Raw genomic sequence first — 21,823 nt, forward strand, 5'->3', positions numbered from 1 at the left:
CGCCGCATGGACCGATCGCTGCGTCTCGCGCGTCTGAACCTTCCGCTGGTGGCGGTCACCCTGGTGATCGCTGCCGCGGTGATCCTCGTCCTCGCCGACCGGTGGCGTCGTGGCGCGTTCGTGTTCGGAGGTGCCGTGATGCTCGCCGGGATCCTCCGCTGGATCCTGGATCCCGACCAGGTAGGTGTGCTCGCGGTGCGCAGCAAGACCTTCGACGTGGGTGCGATGCTCACCGTCGGTGGCGTGATCATGGCGTTGGCCGTGTCGATCGATCCGCTGGGAACCGGGTAGATCGGACCCGATCGTCGCCGGGCCGAGGTCAGGCCTCGGCCAGTGCCATCAGTTCGGTGAGGAGTTTCGCGACGGTATCGGCCTCGGTGAGGAAACCGTCGTGCCCGTCCCGCGATTCGAGGATGCGGAGTCCGTCGCAGCCGGGCAGTCCGTCGGCGATCTCCTGCTGCAGACGGATCGGGTAGAGACGGTCCGAATCGACTCCGCCCACGATGGTCGGCACGTGTGTGGACGCCAGCGCCGCGTCGATTCCGCCGCGCCCACGCCCGACGTCGTGGCGGTTCATCGCGTCACTGAGCACCACGTAGGTCCCCGGATCGAATCGGGACACGAGTTTCGTGGCCTGATGGTCGAGGTAGCTCTGCACCGCGTATCGTCCGCCGCGCCACGGATCCTCTTCGCCCTGAGCGTTGTTGGCGAATCGCGAATCGAGTTCTTCTTCGCTGCGGTACGACAGGTGGGCCATCCGACGGGCGATGGCCAGACCGGAGTCGGGGCGTCGCCCGGATCCGTAGTAGTCGCCGCCCTGCCAATCGGGGTCCTGCATGATCGCGGCCATCTGGGTGGTCTGGACACCGATCTGGTCGGCGGTCGCGCGGGCACCGACGGCCAGCACGAGCGCAGACCGGACCCGGTCGGGGTGGCTGACGATCCACTCCAGGCTGCGCATGCCGCCCATCGATCCGCCCGTGACCGCGGCGAGGCTGTCGATGCCGAGGGCATCGACGAGCGCGTACTCGGCGGCGATCTGATCGCGGATCGTGATCCGCGGGAAGCGGGAACCCCACGGCTTCCCGTCGGGTGCGGGACTCGCAGGTCCTGTGGTGCCGCGACAGCCACCGAGCACGTTCGTGGCGACGACACACCAGCGATCGGTGTCGATCGGGGCGCCCGGCCCGACCATGCCCGTCCACCATCCGGGTGAGGGGTGATCCGGTCCGGCGGGCCCGGTGACGTGGGAGTCGCCGGTGAGTGCGTGTTCGACGAGCACGACGTTGTCGCGTCGCGGAGACAGCGCACCCCACCGCTGCACTCCGACGGTCACGTCGGGCAGGACGTCGCCGCTCTCGAGGACCAACGTGCCGATGTCGACGGTGCCGAGCTTCCCGTCCTGCGCGGGAAGCTCGATGTGTCGCCGTTCCGTGCTCGCCGTCAAGACGCGACCGCCTCGAAACCGGCGGTGAGGTCGGCGAGGATGTCGTCGATGTGCTCGATGCCGACCGCGAGTCGGACGAGTCCGGGGGTGACCCCCGCAGCGAGCTGTTCGTCACCGCTGAGCTGGGAGTGGGTGGTGGAGGCGGGGTGGATGACCAGCGACCGGACGTCGCCGATGTTGGCGACGTGGCTGTGCAGGGTCAGCGCGTCGACGAACTTCTTGCCGGCGTCGACTCCTCCGGCGAGTTCGAACACCACGATGGCCCCGGCTCCGTTCGGGGCCAGTGCCGCGGCGCGGTCGTACCACGGGGAGGACGGCAGACCGGGATAGGAGACGGACACCACCTCGGGGCGGGTCTCGAGGAACTCCGCGACCTTCCGGGTGTTGGCGATGTGCCGTTCCATGCGCAGGCTCAGGGTTTCGAGCCCCTGGGAGATCAGGAAGGCGTTGAACGGTGAGACCGCCGCACCCAGGTCGCGCAGCAGTTGGACGCGGGCCTTGAGGGCGAAGGCGGGTGCGCCGAGATCGGCGTAGACGACGCCGTGGTAGCTGGCGTCGGGGGTGGTGAACCCGGGGTGCCGGGCGGTGCCGTCGGCGCCGGTCACGGTCCAGTCGAATGTGCCGCCGTCGACGATGACCCCGGCGATGGCGGTTCCGTGGCCGCCCAGGTACTTGGTGGCCGAGTGCACGACGATGTCGGCGCCGTGCTCGAGCGGACGCAGCAGGTACGGCGTGGCGACGGTGTTGTCCACGATCAACGGCAGTCCGTGTTCGTGAGCGACGCCGGAGACCCCGGGGATGTCGAGGATGTGCGTCTTCGGGTTGGCGATGGACTCGCCGTAGAACGCGCGGGTGGTCGGCCGGACCGCGGCGCGCCACTGGTCGAGGTCGTCGGGATCGTCGACGAAGGTGACCTCGATTCCGAGGCGCGGAAGCGTGTGGTGCAGCAGGTTGTAGGTGCCGCCGTAGAGATAGGGGCTGGCGACGATGTGGTCGCCGGCGCCGGCGAGATTGAGGATGGCGAGCGTTTCCGCGGCCTGACCCGACGCCAGCATCAGCGCGGCGACACCGCCCTCGAGCGCGGCGATGCGCTGCTCGACCGCGTCCTGGGTGGGATTCATGATCCGGGTGTAGATGTTGCCGGGCTCCGCGAGACCGAACAGCGCGGCGGCGTGATCGGTGTTGTCGAAGGTGTAGCTGGTGGTCTGGTAGATCGGCAGGGCGCGGGCGCGCGTATCGCCGCCGACGGGCTGACCGGCGTGGATCTGCTTCGTCTCGAAATTCCACGTCGCGGTCGGGGCGGGGCTGGCGGTGTCGGTCATCGGTGTCCTTCGGGCCGTGAGAAGAAGGGGGACGGGGCGGTCAGCCGCAACAACAACTCATCGGATACCTCGCAACCTCTCGAACGCAGGCTTGTCGCCGACGGTACCGCCGACAACCGTGTCTTCACCCGGAGCACCCCACCCTGGTCGGAGGGTTGCCGGCCAGCGAGCCGGGGCTTGACGCTGGCACTCATGACCTCGACGGCAGTCTAGCGGCAGCGTGAGCGTCCGTGCCACGGGGGTCTCCGGGCGCGTTGACCAGCGTTCGAGTTACCCGTGGGTAATGCGGAAGAGGTGGGTCCGGTGCTTTGCTCCCCGACGGAATAGCAGTACGCTTGTCATGTTTGGCGACTGTTCCGGACGCGAGCAGAGCCATGCTCGGATTGCAGAGCCGAAGGCGATCGCACTCACAAAGTGCGGTCGATCAGGGACCGAAACCGTCCTAGGAGGACACGAACCGCACATGTCCAAGATCAAGGTTGAGGGTAAGGTCGTCGAACTCGACGGCGACGAGATGACCCGCATCATCTGGCAGTTCATCAAAGACAAGCTGATCCACCCGTACCTGGACGTGGATCTCGAGTACTACGACCTCGGCATCGAGCATCGTGACGCCACCGACGACCAGGTCACGGTGGACGCCGCGAACGCCATCAAGAAGCACGGCGTCGGCGTCAAGTGCGCGACCATCACTCCGGACGAGGCGCGTGTCGAGGAGTTCGGCCTGAAGAAGATGTGGCGGTCGCCCAACGGCACCATCCGCAACATCCTCGGCGGCACCATCTTCCGCGCGCCGATCATCATCTCCAACGTGCCGCGTCTGGTCCCCGGCTGGACCAAGCCGGTGATCGTCGGCCGCCACGCGTTCGGCGACCAGTACCGCGCCACCGATTTCAAGGTCCCCGGCGCCGGCACCGTCACCATCACGTACACGCCCGAGGACGGCTCCGAGCCGATCCAGCACGAGGTGTGCAAGATCCCCGAGGACGGCGGCGTCGTCATGGGGATGTACAACTACAAGAAATCCATCCAGGATTTCGCGCGCGCCTCGCTGGCCTACGGTCTGCAGCAGAACTACCCGGTCTACCTGTCGACCAAGAACACGATCCTCAAGGCCTACGACGGCATGTTCAAGGACGAGTTCCAGCGGATCTACGAGGAAGAGTTCAAGGCGGAGTTCGACGCCGCCGGCCTCACCTACGAGCACCGCCTCATCGACGACATGGTCGCGTCCTCGCTCAAGTGGGAGGGCGGCTACGTGTGGGCCTGCAAGAACTACGACGGTGACGTCCAGTCCGACACCGTCGCGCAGGGCTACGGCTCCCTCGGCCTGATGACGTCCGTGCTGATGACCCCGGACGGCAGGACCGTCGAGGCAGAGGCCGCGCACGGCACCGTCACGCGCCACTACCGCCAGCACCAGCAGGGTAAGCCGACGTCGACGAACCCGATCGCGTCGATCTTCGCGTGGACCCGCGGCCTCGAGCACCGCGGCAAGCTCGACAACACCCCCGAGGTGATCGAGTTCGCGCAGCAGCTCGAGGACGTCGTCATCAAGACCGTCGAAGCCGGTCAGATGACCAAGGACCTCGCGCTGCTCGTCGGCCCCGAACAGTCGTGGCTGACCACCGAGGAGTTCCTCGGTGCGCTCGACGAGAACCTGCAGAAGGCCCGCGCCTGACGAACGGCACGCGCTGACGAACGGGACGCCTTCCTTCCGGAGGCGTCCCGTTCGCATGTTCGGTACTCCTCGCGCCCGAAGTGACGGTCGCCGACATCACGGTTCGTGCCGGGTCCGCGCGTCTCGACGCGGTCCCGCGGGAGAGGGGCTGTCGGCCGCATCGGATACGGTGGCCGCTGTGTCTCTCGTGATCACCACCGTCAACGTCAACGGCGTCCGTGCTGCCGCGGGCAAGGGACTGCTCGACTGGCTCGCGACCACCTCCGCCGACGTCGTGTGTCTGCAGGAGGTGCGTGCGAGCGACGATCAACTCCGCCGGGCGATCGCACCCGCACTCGATGCGGGATGGCACGTCGTCGGCGCCGAATCCTCCGCGAAGGGCCGCGCCGGAGTCGCCATCGTCTCGCGTGTGCCGGCGGATGCGGTCCGCGTCGGCTTCGGTGCCGAGGAGTTCGCCGACGCCGGTCGCTACCTCGAAGCGGACTTCGGCGCGGTGACCGTCGGCAGCCTGTACCTGCCCACCGGCGAGGCCGACACCCCGAAGCAGGACCAGAAGGAACGCTTCATGAAGGAATTCGCCGCGTACCTGGGGGAACGTGCAGCCGACGTCACGGCTGCCGGTCGCGACATGGTGGTGTGCGGCGACTGGAACATCGCGCACACCGAACGTGACATCAAGAACTGGAAGGGCAACGTCCGCAAATCCGGTTTCCTGCCCGGCGAACGTGAATGGGTGGGTGCGTTGCTCGACACCGGCCGGTGGCGCGACGTCGCCCGTGAACACCACGGTGACGTCGCCGGCCCCTACTCGTGGTGGTCGTACCGGGGCAAGGCATTCGACACCGACGCCGGATGGCGCATCGACTACCACCTCGTGACGCCCGCGCTGGCGGAGAAGGTCGTGGAGGCGCGGGTCGAACGCGCCGCGACGTACGCGGAACGCTGGTCCGACCATGCGCCGGTGACCGTCCGATTCCGGTGACGAAGACCGTCGGATTGCCCCCACCTCGTGCAACGGCCGGATCCGGTGCGTGAAAGTATCGAAGTCATGTCGACGGCAGATCAGAACACCACAGTGCAGGAGTCCCGGCCGGCCACGCGGCCCCGGGTGCTCTCGGGCATCCAGCCCACCTCGGATTCGTTCCATCTGGGGAACTTCCTCGGTGCGCTGCAGCAGTGGGTTCCGGCGCAGGACGAGAACGACGCCTTCTACTTCATCCCCGATCTGCACGCCATCACGGTGCCGCAGAAACCCAAGGAACTGCGGTCCCGCGTCCTGGTGGCTGCGGCGCAGCTGCTCGCGATCGGCATCGACCCCAAGCGGTCCGTGCTGTTCGTGCAGAGCCAGGTACCCGAGCACGCCGAACTGTCGTGGGTGCTCAACTGCATCACCGGTTTCGGTGAAGCGAGCCGCATGACACAGTTCAAGGACAAGTCGGCGAAACAGGGCACCGACCACGCCAGCGTCGGCCTGTTCACCTATCCGGTGCTGATGGCCGCCGACATCCTGCTCTACCGCGCACACAAGGTTCCGGTCGGGGAGGATCAGCGGCAGCACCTCGAGCTGACCCGCGATCTCGCGCAGCGGTTCAACAAGCGGTTCGGCAAGACGTTCGTCGTCCCCGAGGCACAGATCGTCAAGGGCACCGCCAAGATCTACGACCTGCAGGACCCGACGTCGAAGATGAGCAAGTCCGCCGCCACCGACGCAGGCCTGATCAACCTGCTCGACGACCCGAAGATCTCGGCGAAGAAGATCCGGTCGGCGGTCACCGACAACGAACGCGAGATCCGATTCGACCCGGAGACGAAGCCCGGTGTGAGCAACCTGCTGACCATCCAGTCGGCGCTGTCGGGACGCACCGTCGAGGATCTCGTCGCCGGATACGACGGCAAGGGATACGGCGACCTCAAAGCGGACACCGCGGAGGTCCTCACCGAATTCGTCACTCCGCTGCGCGCCAGGGTCGACGAGTACCTCGGCGACGAAGCCGAACTCCTCCGGATCCTCGCAGACGGTGCGGACAGGGCACGCGAGGTGGCCTCCCGGACACTCACGCAGGTCTATGACAGGGTGGGATTCCTGCCCCGGAAGTGACCTGTGAGGAGTAGCCCGTATGGCCGGTGAGCCGGACACCGACACCAAGCCGAGTTTCCTGGAACGTCAACGAGCGGCGCGGCCGTGGTTCGACCACATCATGCGGGCCGCCACGCGGTATCAGGAGAACAAGGGCGACTACTACGCCGCGGGGTTGACGTACTTCACGGTGCTGGCGATCGTGCCGATCATCATGGTGGTCTTCTCGATCGCCGGTTTCGTGCTGGCCGGGCGCCCGGAACTGCTGGAGGAACTGCAGCAGGCCATCACCGACAACATTCCCGGTCAACTGGGCAGCACCGTGCAGGACCTGATCGACTCCGCGATCGCCTCGCGCGGTGCCGTCGGTGTCATCGGCCTGCTCACCGCCTCGTATGCGGGGCTGGGTTGGATGGCGAACCTGCGCGATGCCCTCACCTCGATGTGGGACCACCCGCGAGACAAGGGCAACTTCGTCATGGTGAAACTGCGCGACGCGGGAGCCCTGGTCAGCCTGGGCCTCGCGATGGTGGTCTCGCTCGGGCTGTCGGCGCTGAGCAGCGGACCCGTGGTGCACCGTGTCGTCGAACTGCTGAACATGGACAACCTCGTCGGGATGGGGGTGTTCCTGCGGATCGTGGCCGTCGTCGCCGCCCTCACCGCCACCAGCGTCGTGTTCACGTGGGTGATCGCGCGGCTCCCGCGTGAACCCGTCCCGTTCCGCAGCGCCATCCGGGCCGGCATCATCGCCGGCATCGGATTCGAGATCCTCAAACAGGTGGGGTCGATCTATCTCGAGCGTGTGCTCGGGGGACCGGCGGGTGTCGCGTTCGGGCCGATCCTGGGCATCCTCGTCTTCGGCAACATCACGGCCCGGCTGATCCTGTTCTGCACGGCCTACGCCGCGTCGTCGCGTGAAAGCATGGCGCTCGCGCACGTGCCGCCGCCGGACCCGGCGATCATCACCCCGCGCGTACAGGTCAACGAGGGGACCGGGGTGCGCGGCGGAATCGCGCTCGTGGGGGCGGGTGTCGTCGGTGGTGCACTGCTGGGGTCGCGGCTGCGGGGCCGGCGGTCGCGCAATGGGCGACCGTAGGGGCCGGCGCTCCGGTCGTTCAGCGAAAGTCGAAGCGGGAGTTGCGCAGGGTGATTTGTGCAGGTTCTTGCCCGCTCAGCGGGAAACAACTTGCACAAGAGTCCTGGAACGACCCCGAAAACGCGACCGCCGCACCCTCTCCCACGGAGAACGGGTGCGGCGGCCGTACGAAACCCGGCGGGGTGTCGGTCAGCGCGCGAACATCAGCGCACGCTTGACCTCCTGGATCGCCTTCGTCACCTGGATGCCACGGGGGCACGCGTCGGTGCAGTTGAAGGTGGTGCGGCAACGCCACACACCTTCCTTGTCGTTGAGGATGTCGAGACGCTCGGCGGCACCCTCGTCGCGGCTGTCGAAGATGAACCGGTGCGCGTTGACGATCGCGGCAGGGCCGAAGTAGCTGCCGTCGCTCCAGTACACGGGGCACGAGGTGGTGCAGCACGCGCACAGGATGCACTTGGTGGTGTCGTCGAAACGGTGGCGGTCGGCCTGCGACTGGATGCGCTCGCGGGTCGGCTTGTTACCGCTGGTGATCAGGAACGGCTTCACGGCGCGGAACGCGTCGAAGAACGGCTCCATGTCGACGACGAGGTCCTTCTCGACCGGCAGGCCCTTGATGGGCTCGACCGTGATGGTCACCGGCTTCCCGTTCTTGGGCAGCATGTCCTTCATCAGGATCTTGCAGGCCAGGCGGTTGACGCCGTTGATGCGCATCGCGTCGGAACCGCAGACGCCGTGCGCGCAGCTGCGGCGGAACGTGAGGGTGCCGTCGAGGTAGCCCTTCACGTACAGCAGCAGGTTGAGCATCCGGTCGGTGGGCAGCGCGGGCACCTGGAACGAATCCCAGTGCTGGCCCTTGCCGTCCTCCGGGTTGAACCGGGCGATCTTGAGCGTGACCATGGTCGCGCCCTCGGGGACCGGAGGCAGGTCCGCTTCGGCGGTGTCGTGCTTCTCGAGAGTTGTCATCAGTACTTCCGCTCCATGGGCTCGTACCGGGTCTGGACCACCGGCTTGTAGTCCAGGCGGATGTCGGAGATCAGATCCTCGCCCACCTTGTAGGCCATGGTGTGCTTCATGAAGTTCGCGTCGTCCCGGTCCGGGTAGTCCTCGCGGGCGTGTCCGCCGCGGGATTCCTTGCGGTTGAGCGCGCCGACGACGGTCACCTCGGCCATCTCGAGCAGGAAGCCGAGCTCGACGGCTTCGAGCAGGTCGCTGTTGTAGCGCTTGCCCTTGTCGTGGACCGTGATCTCCTTGTAGCGCTTCTTCAGCTCGTGGATGTCGTTCAACGCCTGGGTGAGGGTTTCCTCGGTGCGGAACACCGACGCGTTGTTGTCCATCGTCTGCTGCAGGTCGCGACGAATGTCGGCGACGCGCTCCTTGCCGCCCGCGTGCAGGATCCGGTCGAGCCACTCGTCGACGTACTTCGACGGGGTCTCCGGCAGGTCCACGTGCTCGGTCTTGTTCGCGTACTCGGCCGCGGCGATGCCGGCGCGTCGACCGAACACGTTGATGTCGAGCAGCGAGTTGGTGCCGAGACGGTTTGCGCCGTGCACCGACACGCACGCGCACTCGCCGGCCGCGTAGAGACCCTTGACGATCTCGTCGTTGCTGCGGAGGACCTCACCCTCGACGTTGGTGGGGATACCACCCATGACGTAGTGGCAGGTCGGGTACACGGGCACCAGCTCGGTGACCGGGTCGACGCCGAGGTAGGTGCGCGCGAACTCGGTGATGTCGGGGAGCTTCTCCTCGAGGACGTCCTCGCCGAGGTGGGTCACGTCGATGTAGACGTAGTCCTTGTTCGGTCCGGCGCCGCGGCCCTCGAGCACCTCGAGCACCATCGAGCGGGCGACGATGTCGCGGGGCGCGAGGTCCTTGATGGTGGGGGCGTAACGCTCCATGAACCGTTCGCCGTCGACGTTGCGGAGGATGCCGCCCTCGCCGCGCACGGCCTCGGAGATGAGGATGCCCAGACCGGCCAGGCCCGTCGGGTGGAACTGGTGGAATTCCATGTCCTCGAGCGGCAGGCCCTTGCGGAAGATGATGCCCAGGCCGTCACCGGTGAGGGTGTGCGCGTTGGACGTCGTCTTGTACATCCGGCCGGAACCGCCGGTGGCGAACACGATCGACTTGGCGTGGAAGACGTGGATCTCACCGGTGGCCAGCTCGTAGGCGATGACGCCGGTGGCGACGGGGCCGTCCTCGGTCTCGGTGAGAGCGATGTCGAGCGCGTAGAACTCGTTGAAGAACTCGACGTCGTGCTTGACGCAGTTCTGGTAGAGCGTCTGGAGGATCATGTGACCGGTGCGGTCCGCGGCGTAGCACGCGCGGCGAACCGGTGCCTTGCCGTGGTCACGGGTGTGACCGCCGAAGCGACGCTGATCGATCTTGCCTTCGGGCGTGCGGTTGAAGGGAAGACCCATCTTCTCGAGGTCGAGGACCGCGTCGATGGCCTCCTTGGCCATGATCTCGACGGCGTCCTGGTCGGCGAGATAGTCGCCGCCCTTGACGGTGTCGAAGGTGTGCCACTCCCAGTTGTCCTCTTCGACGTTCGCGAGGGCGGCGCACATGCCGCCCTGCGCGGCGCCGGTGTGGCTGCGGGTGGGGTAGAGCTTGGTCAGGACCGCGGTGCGGGCGCGCGGTCCGGCCTCGATGGCTGCGCGCATACCGGCGCCGCCGGCGCCGACGATGACGACGTCGTAACGATGTTCCTGCATGAAGTGCCAGCTCCCCTAGCTCGCCGGAATGTTGGGGTCGAAGGTGAAGATCACGTAGGTGCCCAGACCCATGATCAGGATCATCGACACGACGAGGATCGTGTTGAGCCAGAAGCGGGTGGAGTCCTTGCGTGCGTAGTCCGCGATGACGGTGCGCAGACCGTTTCCGCCGTGCAACTGCGCGAGCCACAGCATCGACAGGTCCCAGACCTGCCAGAACGGGCTGGACCAGCGGCCGGCGACGAAGGCGAAGTTGATGCGGTGGACGCCCTCGTCGAGCATCAGCATGATGAAGAGGTGGCCGAACACCAGGATGATGAGGGCCAGGCCGGACAGGCGCATGAACAACCAGGCGTAGAGCTCGAAGTTGTTCTTGGCTGCGCGACGCGGGGAGCGGGGGTTGTCGAGGCTGGCAGGACGGTCGTAGGTCTTGCCGAGGGTCTTGGCTTCGCTCATGTCAGTGCCCCGCAAACATGTTGTAGAAGATGCGACCGGCCGCGGGGATCATCACCACGAACCAGATCACCACGATCGACCAGAGCATCACGCGCTGGTACTGAGGTCCCTTGGACCAGAAGTCGACGAGCATCACGCGCAGGCCGTTGAGGGCGTGGTAGAGCACCATGGCCACCAACCCCAGCTCCATGAGGCCGACGATCGGATTCTTGTATGTTTCGATGACCGCGTCGTACGTCTCGGGATTGACCCGGACGAGTGCGGTGTCGAGGACGTGGACGAAAAGGAAGAAAAACGTCGCCACGCCGGTGATCCGGTGCAGAACCCAGGACCACATTCCGGGGTCGCCCCGGTAAAGCGACCGTGTGCGCCCCGCCGGTGCGGGAGCGGCTTCAGTCGTGCTGCTCATCGAGTGCTGTGCCTCCAACGTCAATGGTGGACGCGTCGAGCCGCAGCAGCCTGTGGGGAATTCCGCAGTACGGGCCCGACGTGAACCTGAACCGACTTGATCCGACTCTAAACCCATCGCAAACCCGGGAACCAATCTCCCGGCTGATTCGTACAGGCGTGAAAACGTAAGTTAGGTGTGCCTTTCCAACTGTGACCCCGGCCGTCGGGGGTCGAGGGGCGTTGCACGTGACACCGTGGCAGGATGGTGATCTGTGGCGGAAATCGACTGGAAAGACCTGCGCGCCAAAGCATATGAAGCCATGGGTCGCGCCTATGCACCCTATTCGGGGTTCCCGGTGGGCGCGGCTGCTCTCACTCGCGACGGGCGTGTCGTGAGTGGGTGCAATGTGGAAAATGTCTCACACGGTATAGGGCTTTGCGCCGAATGTGTACTCGTCGGTAACTTGATCTCGGGAGGGGGAGGGCGGCTTCGTGCCGTAGCCGTGTGCGACGCGCGGGGTGCGGCGCTCGCACCGTGTGGTCGATGCCGACAGTTGCTGCTCGAACACGGCGGCCCCGAATTGTCGGTCGACACCGTCGAAGGCCCACTGCCCATGTCCGTGCTCTTGCCGCTCGCCTTCGGGCCCGGCGACCTCGATGCGGTCCGACGGGGCGGTGTCGATGCCTGACGTCATCTCGATCATCCGCGCCAAGCGTGACGGTCGCGAGCTCCGCGGGGACGAAATCGACTGGGTGGTCGAAGCGTTCGCGCGCGGCATCGTCGCCGACGAGCAGATGGCGGCGCTCGCGATGGCGATCTGGTTCCGAGGGATGACCCGCGCAGAAACCGCTCGCTGGACGACCGCGATGGTCGACTCGGGCCGTCGGCTCGACTTCACCGGGCTCGGCGTGCCGACCGTCGACAAGCACTCGACCGGCGGGGTCGGCGACAAGATCACCCTGCCGCTCGCGCCGCTCGTCGCAGCGTGTGGGGCAGCGGTCCCGCAACTGTCCGGTCGTGGACTCGGTCACACCGGCGGCACGCTCGACAAGCTGGAATCGATACCGGGCTGGCGTGCCGACCTGAGTTCGGCCGAGATCGCCCACATGCTCACCGATTCCGCAGTCGGCGCGGTCGTGTGTGCCGCCGGTGCCGAACTCGCCCCGGCTGATCACCGGCTCTACGCCCTGCGCGATGTCACCGGCACCGTCGAGTCGATTCCGTTGATCGCGAGTTCGATCATGAGCAAGAAGATCGCCGAGGGCACCGGGGCGTTGGTTCTCGATGTCAAGGTCGGCAGCGGTGCCTTCATGACCGAGCTCGGAGACGCCCGAGAACTCGCCCGCACGATGGTCGAACTGGGCGCGGACGCGGGTCTTCCGACGAGCGCCCTGCTCACCCGGATGGACACTCCGCTCGGGCGCACCGTCGGAAACGCCCTGGAGGTCCGCGAAGCCGTCGAGGTCCTGGCCGGAGGAGGTCCCGCCGATGTCGTCGAGCTGACGCTGGGCCTGGCCCGGGAGATGCTCGCAGCCGTCGGCCTCGATGCCACCGATCCCGCCGACCGGCTGCGTGACGGATCCGCGATGGACCGGTGGCGGGCGATGATCGTCGCGCAGGGCGGTGATCCCGACGCGCCGCTGCCCGCAGCGGCATCCACCGAGACCGTCTTTGCCCCGCGTGGCGGCGTCGTCACCGAACTCGATGCGCTCGCGGTGGGAACCGCGGCGTGGCGCCTCGGCGCCGGCCGGGCCCGGCAGGGCGCCGCGGTCCAGGCGGGTGCAGGCGTGGAACTGCACGTCGGGATCGGTGACGCGGTGCGTGCGGGACAACCCCTCGCGACCCTGCACACCGACACTCCGGAGGCCCTTCCTGCGGCGGTCACCGGTTTCCTGGAGGGGGTGCGGATCGGGGACCGGACCCCGGTACGGCCACCGCTGATCGTCGAGCGGATCACGGCATAGGGGACTACCGTCCGGGTCATGAACCCTGCGGCCCCGAAACAGCAGCCGGTCCGATCGCAGATCCTCCTCGCACCCAAGGTCGTCCTGCACGACCACCTCGACGGCGGACTGCGTCCGGCGACCGTGCTCGAACTGGCCGATGCGTGTGGCCACCGGCTGCCGGCGGGCGACGGCCCGGCTCTGGCGGCATGGTTCCGCGAGTCGGCCGACAGCGGCTCACTCGAGCGGTACCTCCAGACGTTCGAACACACGGTGGCGGTGATGCAGACCTCCGACGGGCTGCAGCGCGTGGCGCGGGAATGTGCGCTCGATCTCGCGGGCGACGGCGTGGTCTACGCCGAGGTCCGGTTCGCGCCCGAACAACACCTGGAGCGAGGGCTCGGCCTCGACGAGGTCGTCGAGCAGGTTCTCGAGGGCTTCCGGGCCGGCGTGGCGGAAGCGTCGGCCACGTGGGGTCGCACCCTCCGGATAGGCTGCCTGCTCACTGCGATGCGGCACGCGGCGCGCTCACGTGAGATCGCCGAGTTGGCGGTGAGATTCCGTGACCGCGGCGTCGTCGGATTCGATATCGCCGGTGCCGAAGCGGGCCATCCGCCCAGTCGACACCTCGACGCATTCGAATACACCCGAGCGCAGAACGCGCACTTCACCATCCACGCGGGTGAAGCGTTCGGCCTGCCGTCCATCCACGAGGCGGTCGCGTTCTGCGGGACGGATCGGCTCGGGCACGGTGTGCGCATCGTCGACGACATCACCGTCGGATCCGACGGATCTCCCGTTCTGGGCAGGCTCGCGAACTATGTGCGGGACAAGCGGATTCCCCTCGAACTCTGCCCCAGCTCGAATGTCCAGACCGGTGCGGTGGGGAGGTTGGAAGATCATCCGTTCGACCTGCTCGCGCGACTACGGTTCCGGGTGACCGTCAACACCGACAACCGATTGATGAGCGACACCTCGATGACGGAGGAGATGGCGCGACTCGTCGACACCTTCGGCTACGGATGGTCCGATCTGGAACGGTTCACGATCAACGCGATGAAGTCGGCGTTCATCCCGTTCGATCAGCGTCTCGAGGTGATCGACGACGTCATCAAACCCGGGTACGCGGTGCTCCTCGGTTGACTCGGCCCGGCGTTGCTGCATCCACCTCGACGTCCCGATCCCGGTCCCGGTCCCGCCGCCACCTCGAGCGAGTGGTACACCCGATCGATTGCATCGAGCGGGCGATACATTCGCTCACTCCCCGGGGGCGGGGAGGTGCGGCCGCGGCGGGAACGGGGTCAGAGCTTCCGGAGGTGCGCCTCGAACTCGTGTTCGACCTCGCGCCACGCCTGTGCCTCCGCATCGAACGGGGCGGTCGGGGCGAGTCGGCTCGAATCGGGTTCGAGGACGTAGTTGACGAACCAACCCAGTTCGGTCGACGCGGCGAGAGCGGCATCGGTCGAGTCCTCGCCGACGTAGTTGGCCGCGTCCGTGAACAACTCGACGGCGAGTTCGAGTTGCTCCGGGTCGACCGCCGTGATGCCCTCGGCGATGTCGTCGGCGATGCCGGTGAGGACGTACACGTTGTCCTCGGTGACGACGACCTCGAGTGAACCGTCGGTGGCAGCGTTGCGGATCTCGTCGTACGTGGCGAGAGGCGCCAGGTCGTGTTCGTGATTGTCGGCGAGATAGCGCCCGAGCGCGCGTTCGGAGCCGAACGCGAGGATCGCGCCGTCCGCGCCGAGGAAGATGGCGTCGTCGTCGACGTAGCACCGCAGCGTGAACCACGTACCGCCGGCCGTGATGATCTTGAGGGGGTCCACGCCGACGGACGTCCAGAAATCGTCGTCGTCCTCGGCGAAGTCGTACTCGTCGTCCGAGGCGGCCTCGACGGCGTCGTCCGCCTCGAGGTCGTTCTCGTCGGCGGCGAGAAGCTCGGCCTCGATGTCGGCGACCGCGGTGTCGTCCACCTCCGGGACGGTGACGACACCGTCGAGGGCGTCGACGACGCCGTCCCACTGGTCCGCGACCGCGACACCCACGTCGTTCCAGAGCTGAAGACTCTCGCGACCACCCTCGAACGCGCCGACGCCGTATCGGATGATCGTCTCGATCTCCGGGCGAGCGAAGAACGCGACCACCGCATCCAGCTCGCACACGTCGCCGAGAATGCTCACGATGTCGAAGGTGTCCTGCAACTCCGACACCACCGTGGGCTCGGGATCGCCCGCGACCAGTTCGGGAACCCCGACGACGTCGAACGCGTGTGCGTCGTCCGGGACGAACTCGCCCGCCGCGAGACCGGAAACGACCGGCCACGTCGGGTGATCGACGAGGTCGTTGTCGGCGCGCGACCGCACGAACGCGACGAGTTTCGCAACCGACGGGAAGGCGTAGAGGTCGTCGCCGCGGCCGAGGAACGCCTCCCATTCGTCGTCGCCCTCACGCCAGTTGTGTGCCCACAGGGTCACGAGGTCGCCGTCGGTGAGCCCGAGCTCGATCGGGACGATGTCTCCAGCCATGGCCGGAAGCCTAACCATGTCCGGCCCGAACCTGTAGCCGGGAGTGGTCGACGACATCATCGGAGTGACTGTCGGAGGGAATCGAACAGGCGGACGCGCTCCGCCGCGGCCCGGCGCGCGGCCTCGTGCGCAACCGCCAGGATCTCGGCGGCGACGGCCTGCGCGTCGCGGCGCGTCACCGATTCGGCGAGGGTCAGGCCGGCCAGCGCGCCGGTGCTGTCGACCCGCGCGACGACGCTGCCGTCACCGTTGCTCGCGGTGCCCCGAACGGCTCCGAGGTCCGCGAGGGTGCTTTCCATCGCCCCCATCTGTGTGTGGATTCGGTCGACGATCGCCTCGACCCGGGCTTCGCTCATCGTGTCCTCCGTCTTCTCGTCGTTCGATCTTCTCGTCGTTCGATCGGGGTCAGGCCCGCCGCAGCCACGTCACCGGCGGTGGCACGGGTGCGGCGAACGAGGGCTCGGTGTCGTCGACCCGCGGCAGGTCGTCGCGGGTCGGCATGCCCATGCGGTCGAGGGTCGCGCGGGGCACGCCCTGCTGCGTGAGCTGTTCGCGGCGCAACACGGCGGCCTCGAGTGCGGCGCGGCGCGTGAGCGCCACGATGGTCTCGGCGAGCTGGGCCGCACCGAACCGCAGTTCCTGCGGGTCGATCCTCAGATCCACCGGAATGCCGCCGTCGGTGCAGCGGACCCAGACGGTCCCGGAAGCGTTGCGCGCGGTCGCGGTGACGGACGATGCCGTGGCGGCATCGGGTGCTGTGTGATGGTCCATGTCTGTTTGGACGCACCGCGCCGCCGTTCGGTTCCCATCGATTTCCCGGAACTGAGGGTCGCCCACGGGAACCGTGGGCGTCCATCACGTGGTGGGCCGGAAGAAGCCCTGGAACGACATGCCCGAGTTCGTCGTCCGGATCGGGGTCACCGACACCGGGTCACCGGCCTCGACCATCAACCCGTTGCCCACGACCATCGCGACGTGCCCGTCCCAGACGGCCAGGTCGCCGGGAAGTACCGAATCGGACGCCACGCGGGCACCCACGTCCTGTTCCTGCGCCAGCCGAGGTATGTCGAGGCCGGCCTGCCCGTACGCCCACTGAGTGAGTCCGCTGCAGTCCAATCCCGTGCCCGGAACCGTTCCGCCCCAGACGTACGGGGTGCCCTGCTGGGTGAGTGCGCGACGGACCGCCTCCGCGGCCGTCGTGTTCGGGGCGACGGCGGTGCTGCCGTCGGGCAGTACGATCTCGCGGCCGAAGCGCGGTTGCCGGTCGTCGCCCGTCGTCGACATCGCGTGCGTGTCGGTGGCGTCGGTCTCCGGCCCCCGCTCGGGTTCCGGGAACATGGCGGTGACCCGCACGGTGAGTTCGGTGAGGGCACCGACGACGCGGGTGAGCACCTCGAGTCCTTCGGAGAGGTGTTCGAGTGCGGCGGTGAGCAGCATCAACTGGCCCTGGGGCAACGCGAGCACGGGGGTCGCGTCGCGTGCGATGGTGGTGAACGAGTCGATGAGCCGAGCGATCTGCGCGACACCGGTGACGACCGTGACCGTCGCGTCGAACACGGCCGCAGCGAGTTCGGTGCCGCGTTCGACGGCGGTGAGGGCGTCGGTGAGGATCCGTTCGCCACTGGTCAGTGCCGCCTCGGCGGCCGGCCCCGTCCACCCCCAGGAGAGTTCGGTGAGCGCACTTCGGCACGAGCACCGCGCGTCGTCGACGATCGTGCCCGCCTCACGCACCGGTGCTCCCGGGTCGAACGCCAGAGCGTCCCGGTCACCGAACGCCCCGAGGATCTCGTACAGTGGCGCGCCGAGGATGTCGGCACCGACCCCGGCGATCACGTGTCGCTCCCGGCGGCGCGCACCCCGGCAGCGAATTCGTCCACGGACCGGTCGTACGCCGCGGCGGTGAGCACGGCCACCGAACCCATCGCGCTCAACGTGTCGCCGATGCGCGTCAGGTCCGCCACGTGACGGCGGTGCGCTTCGGTGAACACCGCGAGGAAGTCCGCGCCGACCGCCCCGAGTATCGGGGCCAGGGCTGCGGGATCGGCGTTGCGGGTGGTCGCGGCGGCCACGTCGACGTGACCCGCGAGATCCGTGGCGGTCCGTCCGAATGCAGCGATGATCTCGGTGTCCGCCTCGACACCGTCCCGCTGCGGCGGGGTCGTCCCGCCCGGTGTGTGTTCGCTCATGTGCCCTCTCCTCGTTCGGCTGTCGGGGCCTCCCACGGTCGACTGTCGGAAGCCCCATGGATTTGGACGCACGGGAGGGGCGGGCGGTTCCGTCGTCCTATCCTTCATCTCATGGATTCGCTCGTCGTCGACCACCCGCTCGCCGCGTCGCTGCTCACGATCCTGCGTGACGAGCGCAGCGACAACGCCGCGTTCCGCGGTGCCCTGCGCAGGCTCACCCAGATGCTGATCTACGAGGCGGTGCGCGATGCGGACGTCGAGACGTTCGACGTCCGCACCCCGGTCGCGGACACGACGGGCGTACGTCTGAAGCGTCCGCCGCTGTTGGTGCCGGTGCTGCGTGCCGGACTGGGCATGGTCGATCAGGCGCACACGTTGATCCCGGAGGCACGCGTCGGTTTCGTCGGATTGGCACGTGACGAGAAGACCTTCGAGCCGGTTCCGTACCTGGAGTCGTTGCCGGACGATCTGGCGGGCCTACCTGTGTTCGTGCTCGATCCGATGCTCGCGACAGGCGGATCGATGGTGCACACGCTCGACATTCTGGCCGCCCGTGGCGCGACGGACGTCACGGCCGTGTGTGTCGTCGCGGCCCCGCAGGGTGTCGAGGCGCTCGCCTCGTCGGGACACCCGGTGCGACTGGTGACGGCATCGATCGATGAGGGGCTCGACGACGCGAAATACATCGTGCCGGGCCTCGGGGATGCCGGCGACCGCCAGTTCGGGCCGCGCTGATCACATATGACCGTATTGTGAAGTATGTGACCAGAGATGTACGTGTGACGCAATAATGCTATTGATCCGCTATGGATCCGACACGTTCGCGCCGGTCCGCGCGCGTCGTCGTCGTTACGCTCCCTCCTTGTTCGGCAACGTCCGTTGCAGTCACGAACCTCTGCGGAACGAGGAAATCCCATGCTCAGCAGGTTCTTCCAGACACGTACGGTGACCGCCCCGCGCGCGGCCGCGGTGGATGCCGTCGCACTCGTCGGCTCGCTCGTGTATCCCGCTGTCGCGCACGCGGACCTCGACAATGCCAGGGTTCTCGTGCTGGACGGCGGAAACACGATCGAGGTGGCGCAGGCCGACACCTCGATCCAGTGGTACCCGCCGCTCGACAGTTCCCCGCTCAGCGCCGAGTTCTTCGCCGACGGCACCACCATCGTCACCCTCGCGGGTCCCGATGCGGATGCGGCCACCGGTACCCGACTGACCGTCGGGTACCAGATCGGTTATCCGCTCTCGGTGCCCGGCGCGACCGCCACCCTCACCACGCCGGGTGTGGACGTCGGCGTCGACAACGGTGCCGACCTGTCGCTCGGCACCGAACTGCCGGCCGACCCCGTCTCCGTCGGAATGGATGTCGACCTGGGCACCGGTACCTCCGTCGATGCCTCGGTCGTGCCGGAGCAGCACGTCACCGTCGACCTCGAACCGGGTGGTATCACGGATGTGCCGATCGTCGAGGATCGCGAGTTCGACGGTGCGACCCTGACCGTGCGGTTCGCGGGCATCCACGGCGCGGTGTCCGGCGCGGTCGGCCCGGTCACGATCCGGCCGTACGCGAAGGTGGTGACGGCGTCGAACGACGTGGCGATCACGTACGGGAAACCGTCCCGGTCCTGAGTCGTGGTGGGCCGCCACCGGCGGTGGCGCCGAGGGCGGTGGCCCACCGGCGGAGAGCATCGAGCGCGGCGTGGGCCACCGGCCGATCCTCGTACCGGGCCGTCGTTTCCAGATAGCACTTGAGCTTCGGTTCCGTACCCGACGGGCGGACCACGACCCGCACGCCGACCCCCTCGAACACCAGTGCATCGGTGGTGAGCGCACCGCCCCCGGTGGCGAGATCGGTTGTGGTGACGGGCACTCCCGCCAGTGTCTCGGGCGGGTCGGCGCGCAGGGCGGCCATGATCGCGTCGACGCGGGTGAGGTCGTCGGAGCGGATCGACACCTGGTCACCGAGGTGCACGCCGAATTCGCGGTACAGGTCGTCGAGGGCGTCGATGAGCCCGCGCCCGGCCGCCTTCAGTTCGGCAGCGAGATCGGCGACCAGTACTGCGGTGGCGACGCCGTCCTTGTCGCGGACCGCGTCGGGGTCGACGCAGTGCCCGACGGCCTCCTCGTACGCGTAGACCAATCCGTCGCCGGCGCGGGTGAGCCATTTGAAGCCGGTGAGGGTCCGTGCGAACCGCGCCCGTCGTGCGTGGGCGACGTCGCCGAGCATCGTCGACGACACGATCGTCGTCGCGACGAGCGACCCGATGGGGGCGTGCGCGAGGATGCGGTCGCCGAGCAGCACACCCGTCTCGTCGCCGCGCAGCATCCGCCATCCGGTGCCGTCGCGCACACCCACCGCACACCGGTCGGCGTCGGGGTCGAGTGCGATCGCCAGGTCGGCGTGCACCTCGGCGGCGAGCGTGAGCAGCGCGTCGGTGGCGCCGGGTTCCTCCGGGTTGGGGTAGGCGACCGTCGGGAACGCCGGATCGGGTGCGAACTGGGACGACACGGTGTGCACGTCGGTGAACCCGGCGCGACGCAACGCGGCGACGGCGGTGTCGCCGCCGACCCCGTGCAGCGGCGTGAGAGCGATGCGCAGGTCGCGGTGTCCCGACCGCGGCAGCGACGCGACCCGGTCGAGGTATCGCTCGACCAACTCGTCACCGACCGGTTCGACGGGTGTCCGGGGAACGGCAGCCGCGTCGGGTGCGGCGTCGATCGCGGCCTCGATCTCGCGGTCGGCGGGGGAGACGAGCTGCGCCCCACCCGACAGGTACACCTTGTAGCCGTTGTCGGAGGCGGGGTTGTGCGAGGCGGTGATCTGCACCCCGGCGACGGCACCCAGCGCCTGCACCGCGTACGCGGTCACCGGGGTGGGCAGTGGACGGGGCAGCGCGACGACGTCGAATCCCGCGGCGGCCAGCACCTCCGTCGCGGCCGTGAAGAACTCGGCGGATCCGGTGCGTGCGTCGCACCCCACGACGACGGTGCCGCCGCCGTGGCCGTGCTCGATCAGCCACACCGCGAGGCCGGCGGTGGTGCGGGTGACCACCGGCACGTTCATGTGGTCGGGGCCGTCGCCGACGGGGCCGCGCAGACCGGCGGTGCCGAAGCGGAGGGTCACAGCGATGCCGCCAGTTCACGCACCAGATCGCCCATACGGGTGGCGGCGTCACGACCGGCGGCGAGGACCTCGTCGTGGTCGAGGTGTTCGCCGGTGAGACCGGCGGCCGCGTTGGTCACCAACGACAACGCGAGGACCCGAGCTCCGGCGGCACGGGCCGCGATGGTCTCGTGCACGGTCGACATGCCCACCAGATCGGCGCCGAGGGTCCGCAGCATCCGGATCTCGGCGGGCGTCTCGTAGTGCGGCCCGGGCAGTCCGGCGTACACGCCTTCGGCGAGGGTCGGATCGATGCGTCGGGCGAGGGCCCGCAGGTCCGCCGAGTAGGCGTCGACGAGGTCGACGAACTGCGCGCCGACGAGCGGTGACCGGCCGGTGAGGTTGAGGTGGTCGGCGACGAGAACGGCCTGCCCGACCCGGTACGACGGATCGATACCACCGGCGGCGTTGGTCAGGATCACAGTGTGCGCACCGGCCGCGACCGCGGTGCGCACCGGATGCACGACCCGGCTCAGGTGGTGCCCTTCGTAGGCGTGGGTGCGGCCCGCGAGGACGAGCACGGCGTTGTCGCCGCACACGACCGAATGCGCGGCCGCGGAGTGTCCGGCCGCTGTCGGTGTGACGAAACCGGGCAGGTCACCCATGGCGATGCTCGCGACCGGATCGCCGAATCGTTCGACGGCGGCCCGCCAGCCGGATCCGAGGACGACGGCGACGTCGTGACGGTCGATTCCGGTGCGTTCGGCGACGACGGTCGCCGCCGCGGTGGCCTCGGCGGTGGGGTCGAGGATCTCGGCTGCTCCCATGAGTTCAGACCCTAACGCCCACAGAAGTTACTCGTCAGTAGAGAAGGGGATATCC

Annotated in this window: 23 protein-coding genes and 1 riboswitch; of the genes, 10 read left to right on the forward strand and 13 right to left on the reverse strand. The window is 68.0% G+C overall.

The features are described 5' to 3' along the window. Positions 1-6 precede the first annotated feature (6 nt). Complete coding sequence (locus tag LDQ05_RS06085; protein WP_226435999.1) at positions 7-291, forward strand: DUF3017 domain-containing protein; 285 nt, start codon at positions 7-9, stop codon at positions 289-291. Between the two features lie 28 nt (positions 292-319). Here the strand turns inward: LDQ05_RS06085 and metX are convergent, their stop codons facing one another. Beyond that, positions 320-1,447, reverse strand: coding sequence for a homoserine O-acetyltransferase MetX (gene metX, locus LDQ05_RS06090; protein ID WP_226436000.1), 1,128 nt, complete (start codon positions 1,445-1,447; stop codon positions 320-322). Then, positions 1,444-2,769 carry a bifunctional o-acetylhomoserine/o-acetylserine sulfhydrylase gene (locus tag LDQ05_RS06095; RefSeq protein WP_226436001.1) on the reverse strand — a complete coding sequence of 442 codons (1,326 nt, stop codon included), beginning with the start codon at positions 2,767-2,769 and terminating at the stop codon, positions 1,444-1,446. Before LDQ05_RS06095 ends, metX begins: the two co-directional genes overlap by 4 nt. 82 nt (positions 2,770-2,851) lie before the next feature. Beyond that, positions 2,852-2,967, reverse strand: a riboswitch (SAM riboswitch). Between the two features lie 265 nt (positions 2,968-3,232). Between LDQ05_RS06095 and LDQ05_RS06100 the strand changes: the two genes are divergently transcribed. The 4 genes from LDQ05_RS06100 to yhjD all read left to right on the forward strand — a co-directional run bounded on the left by LDQ05_RS06100 (position 3,233) and on the right by yhjD (position 7,623). Beyond that, positions 3,233-4,450: an NADP-dependent isocitrate dehydrogenase gene (locus LDQ05_RS06100; protein ID WP_226436002.1), complete on the forward strand. Its 1,218-nt coding sequence runs from the start codon at positions 3,233-3,235 to the stop codon at positions 4,448-4,450. Between the two features lie 178 nt (positions 4,451-4,628). Beyond that, a complete protein-coding gene (locus LDQ05_RS06105) occupies positions 4,629-5,432 on the forward strand; it encodes an exodeoxyribonuclease III (protein WP_226436003.1) in 804 nt (267 codons plus the stop codon). A gap of 66 nt (positions 5,433-5,498) precedes the next feature. Next, on the forward strand, positions 5,499-6,548 hold the full coding sequence (gene trpS / locus LDQ05_RS06110; RefSeq protein WP_226436004.1) for a tryptophan--tRNA ligase: 1,050 nt from the start codon (positions 5,499-5,501) through the stop codon (positions 6,546-6,548). A 19-nt stretch (positions 6,549-6,567) separates the two neighbouring features. Continuing rightward, entirely contained in the window at positions 6,568-7,623 is a 1,056-nt protein-coding gene (gene yhjD, locus LDQ05_RS06115) for an inner membrane protein YhjD (RefSeq protein WP_226436005.1), read from the forward strand. Positions 7,624-7,812: 189 nt separating this feature from the next. Here yhjD and LDQ05_RS06120 read toward each other — a convergent pair whose 3' ends face one another. Genes LDQ05_RS06120 through sdhC form a run of 4 tightly spaced genes read right to left on the reverse strand, consistent with a single transcriptional unit; the run spans position 7,813 to position 11,205 of the window. Continuing rightward, positions 7,813-8,589, reverse strand: a complete 777-nt coding sequence (locus LDQ05_RS06120) for a succinate dehydrogenase iron-sulfur subunit (RefSeq protein WP_226436006.1) — start codon at positions 8,587-8,589, stop codon at positions 7,813-7,815. Continuing rightward, positions 8,589-10,340: a succinate dehydrogenase flavoprotein subunit gene (sdhA, locus tag LDQ05_RS06125; RefSeq protein ID WP_226436007.1), complete on the reverse strand. Its 1,752-nt coding sequence runs from the start codon at positions 10,338-10,340 to the stop codon at positions 8,589-8,591. Before sdhA ends, LDQ05_RS06120 begins: the two co-directional genes overlap by 1 nt. Before the next feature lie 15 nt (positions 10,341-10,355). Further along, positions 10,356-10,796, reverse strand: coding sequence for a succinate dehydrogenase hydrophobic membrane anchor subunit (locus tag LDQ05_RS06130; protein ID WP_226436008.1), 441 nt, complete (start codon positions 10,794-10,796; stop codon positions 10,356-10,358). Position 10,797: 1 nt separating this feature from the next. Continuing rightward, on the reverse strand, positions 10,798-11,205 hold the full coding sequence (gene sdhC / locus LDQ05_RS06135; RefSeq protein ID WP_226436009.1) for a succinate dehydrogenase, cytochrome b556 subunit: 408 nt from the start codon (positions 11,203-11,205) through the stop codon (positions 10,798-10,800). 253 nt (positions 11,206-11,458) lie between these two features. Here sdhC and LDQ05_RS06140 point away from each other — a divergent pair, with 253 nt between their 5' ends. Genes LDQ05_RS06140 through LDQ05_RS06150 form a run of 3 tightly spaced genes read left to right on the forward strand, consistent with a single transcriptional unit; the run spans position 11,459 to position 14,273 of the window. Further along, positions 11,459-11,875, forward strand: coding sequence for a cytidine deaminase (locus LDQ05_RS06140; RefSeq protein ID WP_226436010.1), 417 nt, complete (start codon positions 11,459-11,461; stop codon positions 11,873-11,875). Beyond that, positions 11,868-13,151: a thymidine phosphorylase gene (locus LDQ05_RS06145; RefSeq protein ID WP_226436011.1), complete on the forward strand. Its 1,284-nt coding sequence runs from the start codon at positions 11,868-11,870 to the stop codon at positions 13,149-13,151. The genes LDQ05_RS06140 and LDQ05_RS06145 overlap by 8 nt, the downstream gene beginning before the upstream one ends. Before the next feature lie 18 nt (positions 13,152-13,169). After that, positions 13,170-14,273, forward strand: a complete 1,104-nt coding sequence (locus LDQ05_RS06150) for an adenosine deaminase (protein ID WP_226436012.1) — start codon at positions 13,170-13,172, stop codon at positions 14,271-14,273. A 158-nt stretch (positions 14,274-14,431) separates the two neighbouring features. Here LDQ05_RS06150 and LDQ05_RS06155 read toward each other — a convergent pair whose 3' ends face one another. The 5 genes from LDQ05_RS06155 to LDQ05_RS06175 form a co-directional block, all read right to left on the reverse strand. After that, positions 14,432-15,655: a SatS C-terminal domain-containing protein gene (locus LDQ05_RS06155; protein WP_226436013.1), complete on the reverse strand. Its 1,224-nt coding sequence runs from the start codon at positions 15,653-15,655 to the stop codon at positions 14,432-14,434. Between the two features lie 56 nt (positions 15,656-15,711). Beyond that, the gene (locus LDQ05_RS06160) at positions 15,712-16,011 is read right to left on the reverse strand and encodes a YbaB/EbfC family nucleoid-associated protein (protein ID WP_226436014.1); all 300 of its coding nucleotides are present in this window, start codon (positions 16,009-16,011) and stop codon (positions 15,712-15,714) included. Positions 16,012-16,060: 49 nt separating this feature from the next. After that, positions 16,061-16,426, reverse strand: a complete 366-nt coding sequence (locus LDQ05_RS06165) for a hypothetical protein (protein WP_226436015.1) — start codon at positions 16,424-16,426, stop codon at positions 16,061-16,063. 84 nt (positions 16,427-16,510) lie between these two features. Beyond that, positions 16,511-17,488, reverse strand: a complete 978-nt coding sequence (locus LDQ05_RS06170) for a C40 family peptidase (protein ID WP_226436016.1) — start codon at positions 17,486-17,488, stop codon at positions 16,511-16,513. Continuing rightward, positions 17,485-17,841, reverse strand: coding sequence for a hypothetical protein (locus LDQ05_RS06175; protein ID WP_226436017.1), 357 nt, complete (start codon positions 17,839-17,841; stop codon positions 17,485-17,487). The genes LDQ05_RS06170 and LDQ05_RS06175 overlap by 4 nt, the downstream gene beginning before the upstream one ends. A 111-nt stretch (positions 17,842-17,952) precedes the next feature. Here LDQ05_RS06175 and upp point away from each other — a divergent pair, with 111 nt between their 5' ends. Then, on the forward strand, positions 17,953-18,576 hold the full coding sequence (upp, locus tag LDQ05_RS06180) for a uracil phosphoribosyltransferase (RefSeq protein ID WP_226436018.1): 624 nt from the start codon (positions 17,953-17,955) through the stop codon (positions 18,574-18,576). Positions 18,577-18,756: 180 nt separating this feature from the next. Beyond that, the gene (locus LDQ05_RS06185; protein WP_226436019.1) at positions 18,757-19,467 is read left to right on the forward strand and encodes an MspA family porin; all 711 of its coding nucleotides are present in this window, start codon (positions 18,757-18,759) and stop codon (positions 19,465-19,467) included. On the opposite strand, the gene LDQ05_RS06190 is transcribed toward LDQ05_RS06185, so the two are convergent. After that, positions 19,439-20,962 carry a phospho-sugar mutase gene (locus tag LDQ05_RS06190; RefSeq protein ID WP_226436020.1) on the reverse strand — a complete coding sequence of 508 codons (1,524 nt, stop codon included), beginning with the start codon at positions 20,960-20,962 and terminating at the stop codon, positions 19,439-19,441. The genes LDQ05_RS06185 and LDQ05_RS06190 overlap by 29 nt on opposite strands. Further along, positions 20,959-21,768: a purine-nucleoside phosphorylase gene (locus tag LDQ05_RS06195; protein ID WP_226436021.1), complete on the reverse strand. Its 810-nt coding sequence runs from the start codon at positions 21,766-21,768 to the stop codon at positions 20,959-20,961. The genes LDQ05_RS06190 and LDQ05_RS06195 overlap by 4 nt, the downstream gene beginning before the upstream one ends. Positions 21,769-21,823: the final 55 nt, after the last annotated feature.

This window comes from Rhodococcus yananensis, assembly GCF_020515525.1.
GTDB lineage: Bacteria > Actinomycetota > Actinomycetes > Mycobacteriales > Mycobacteriaceae > Rhodococcus > Rhodococcus yananensis.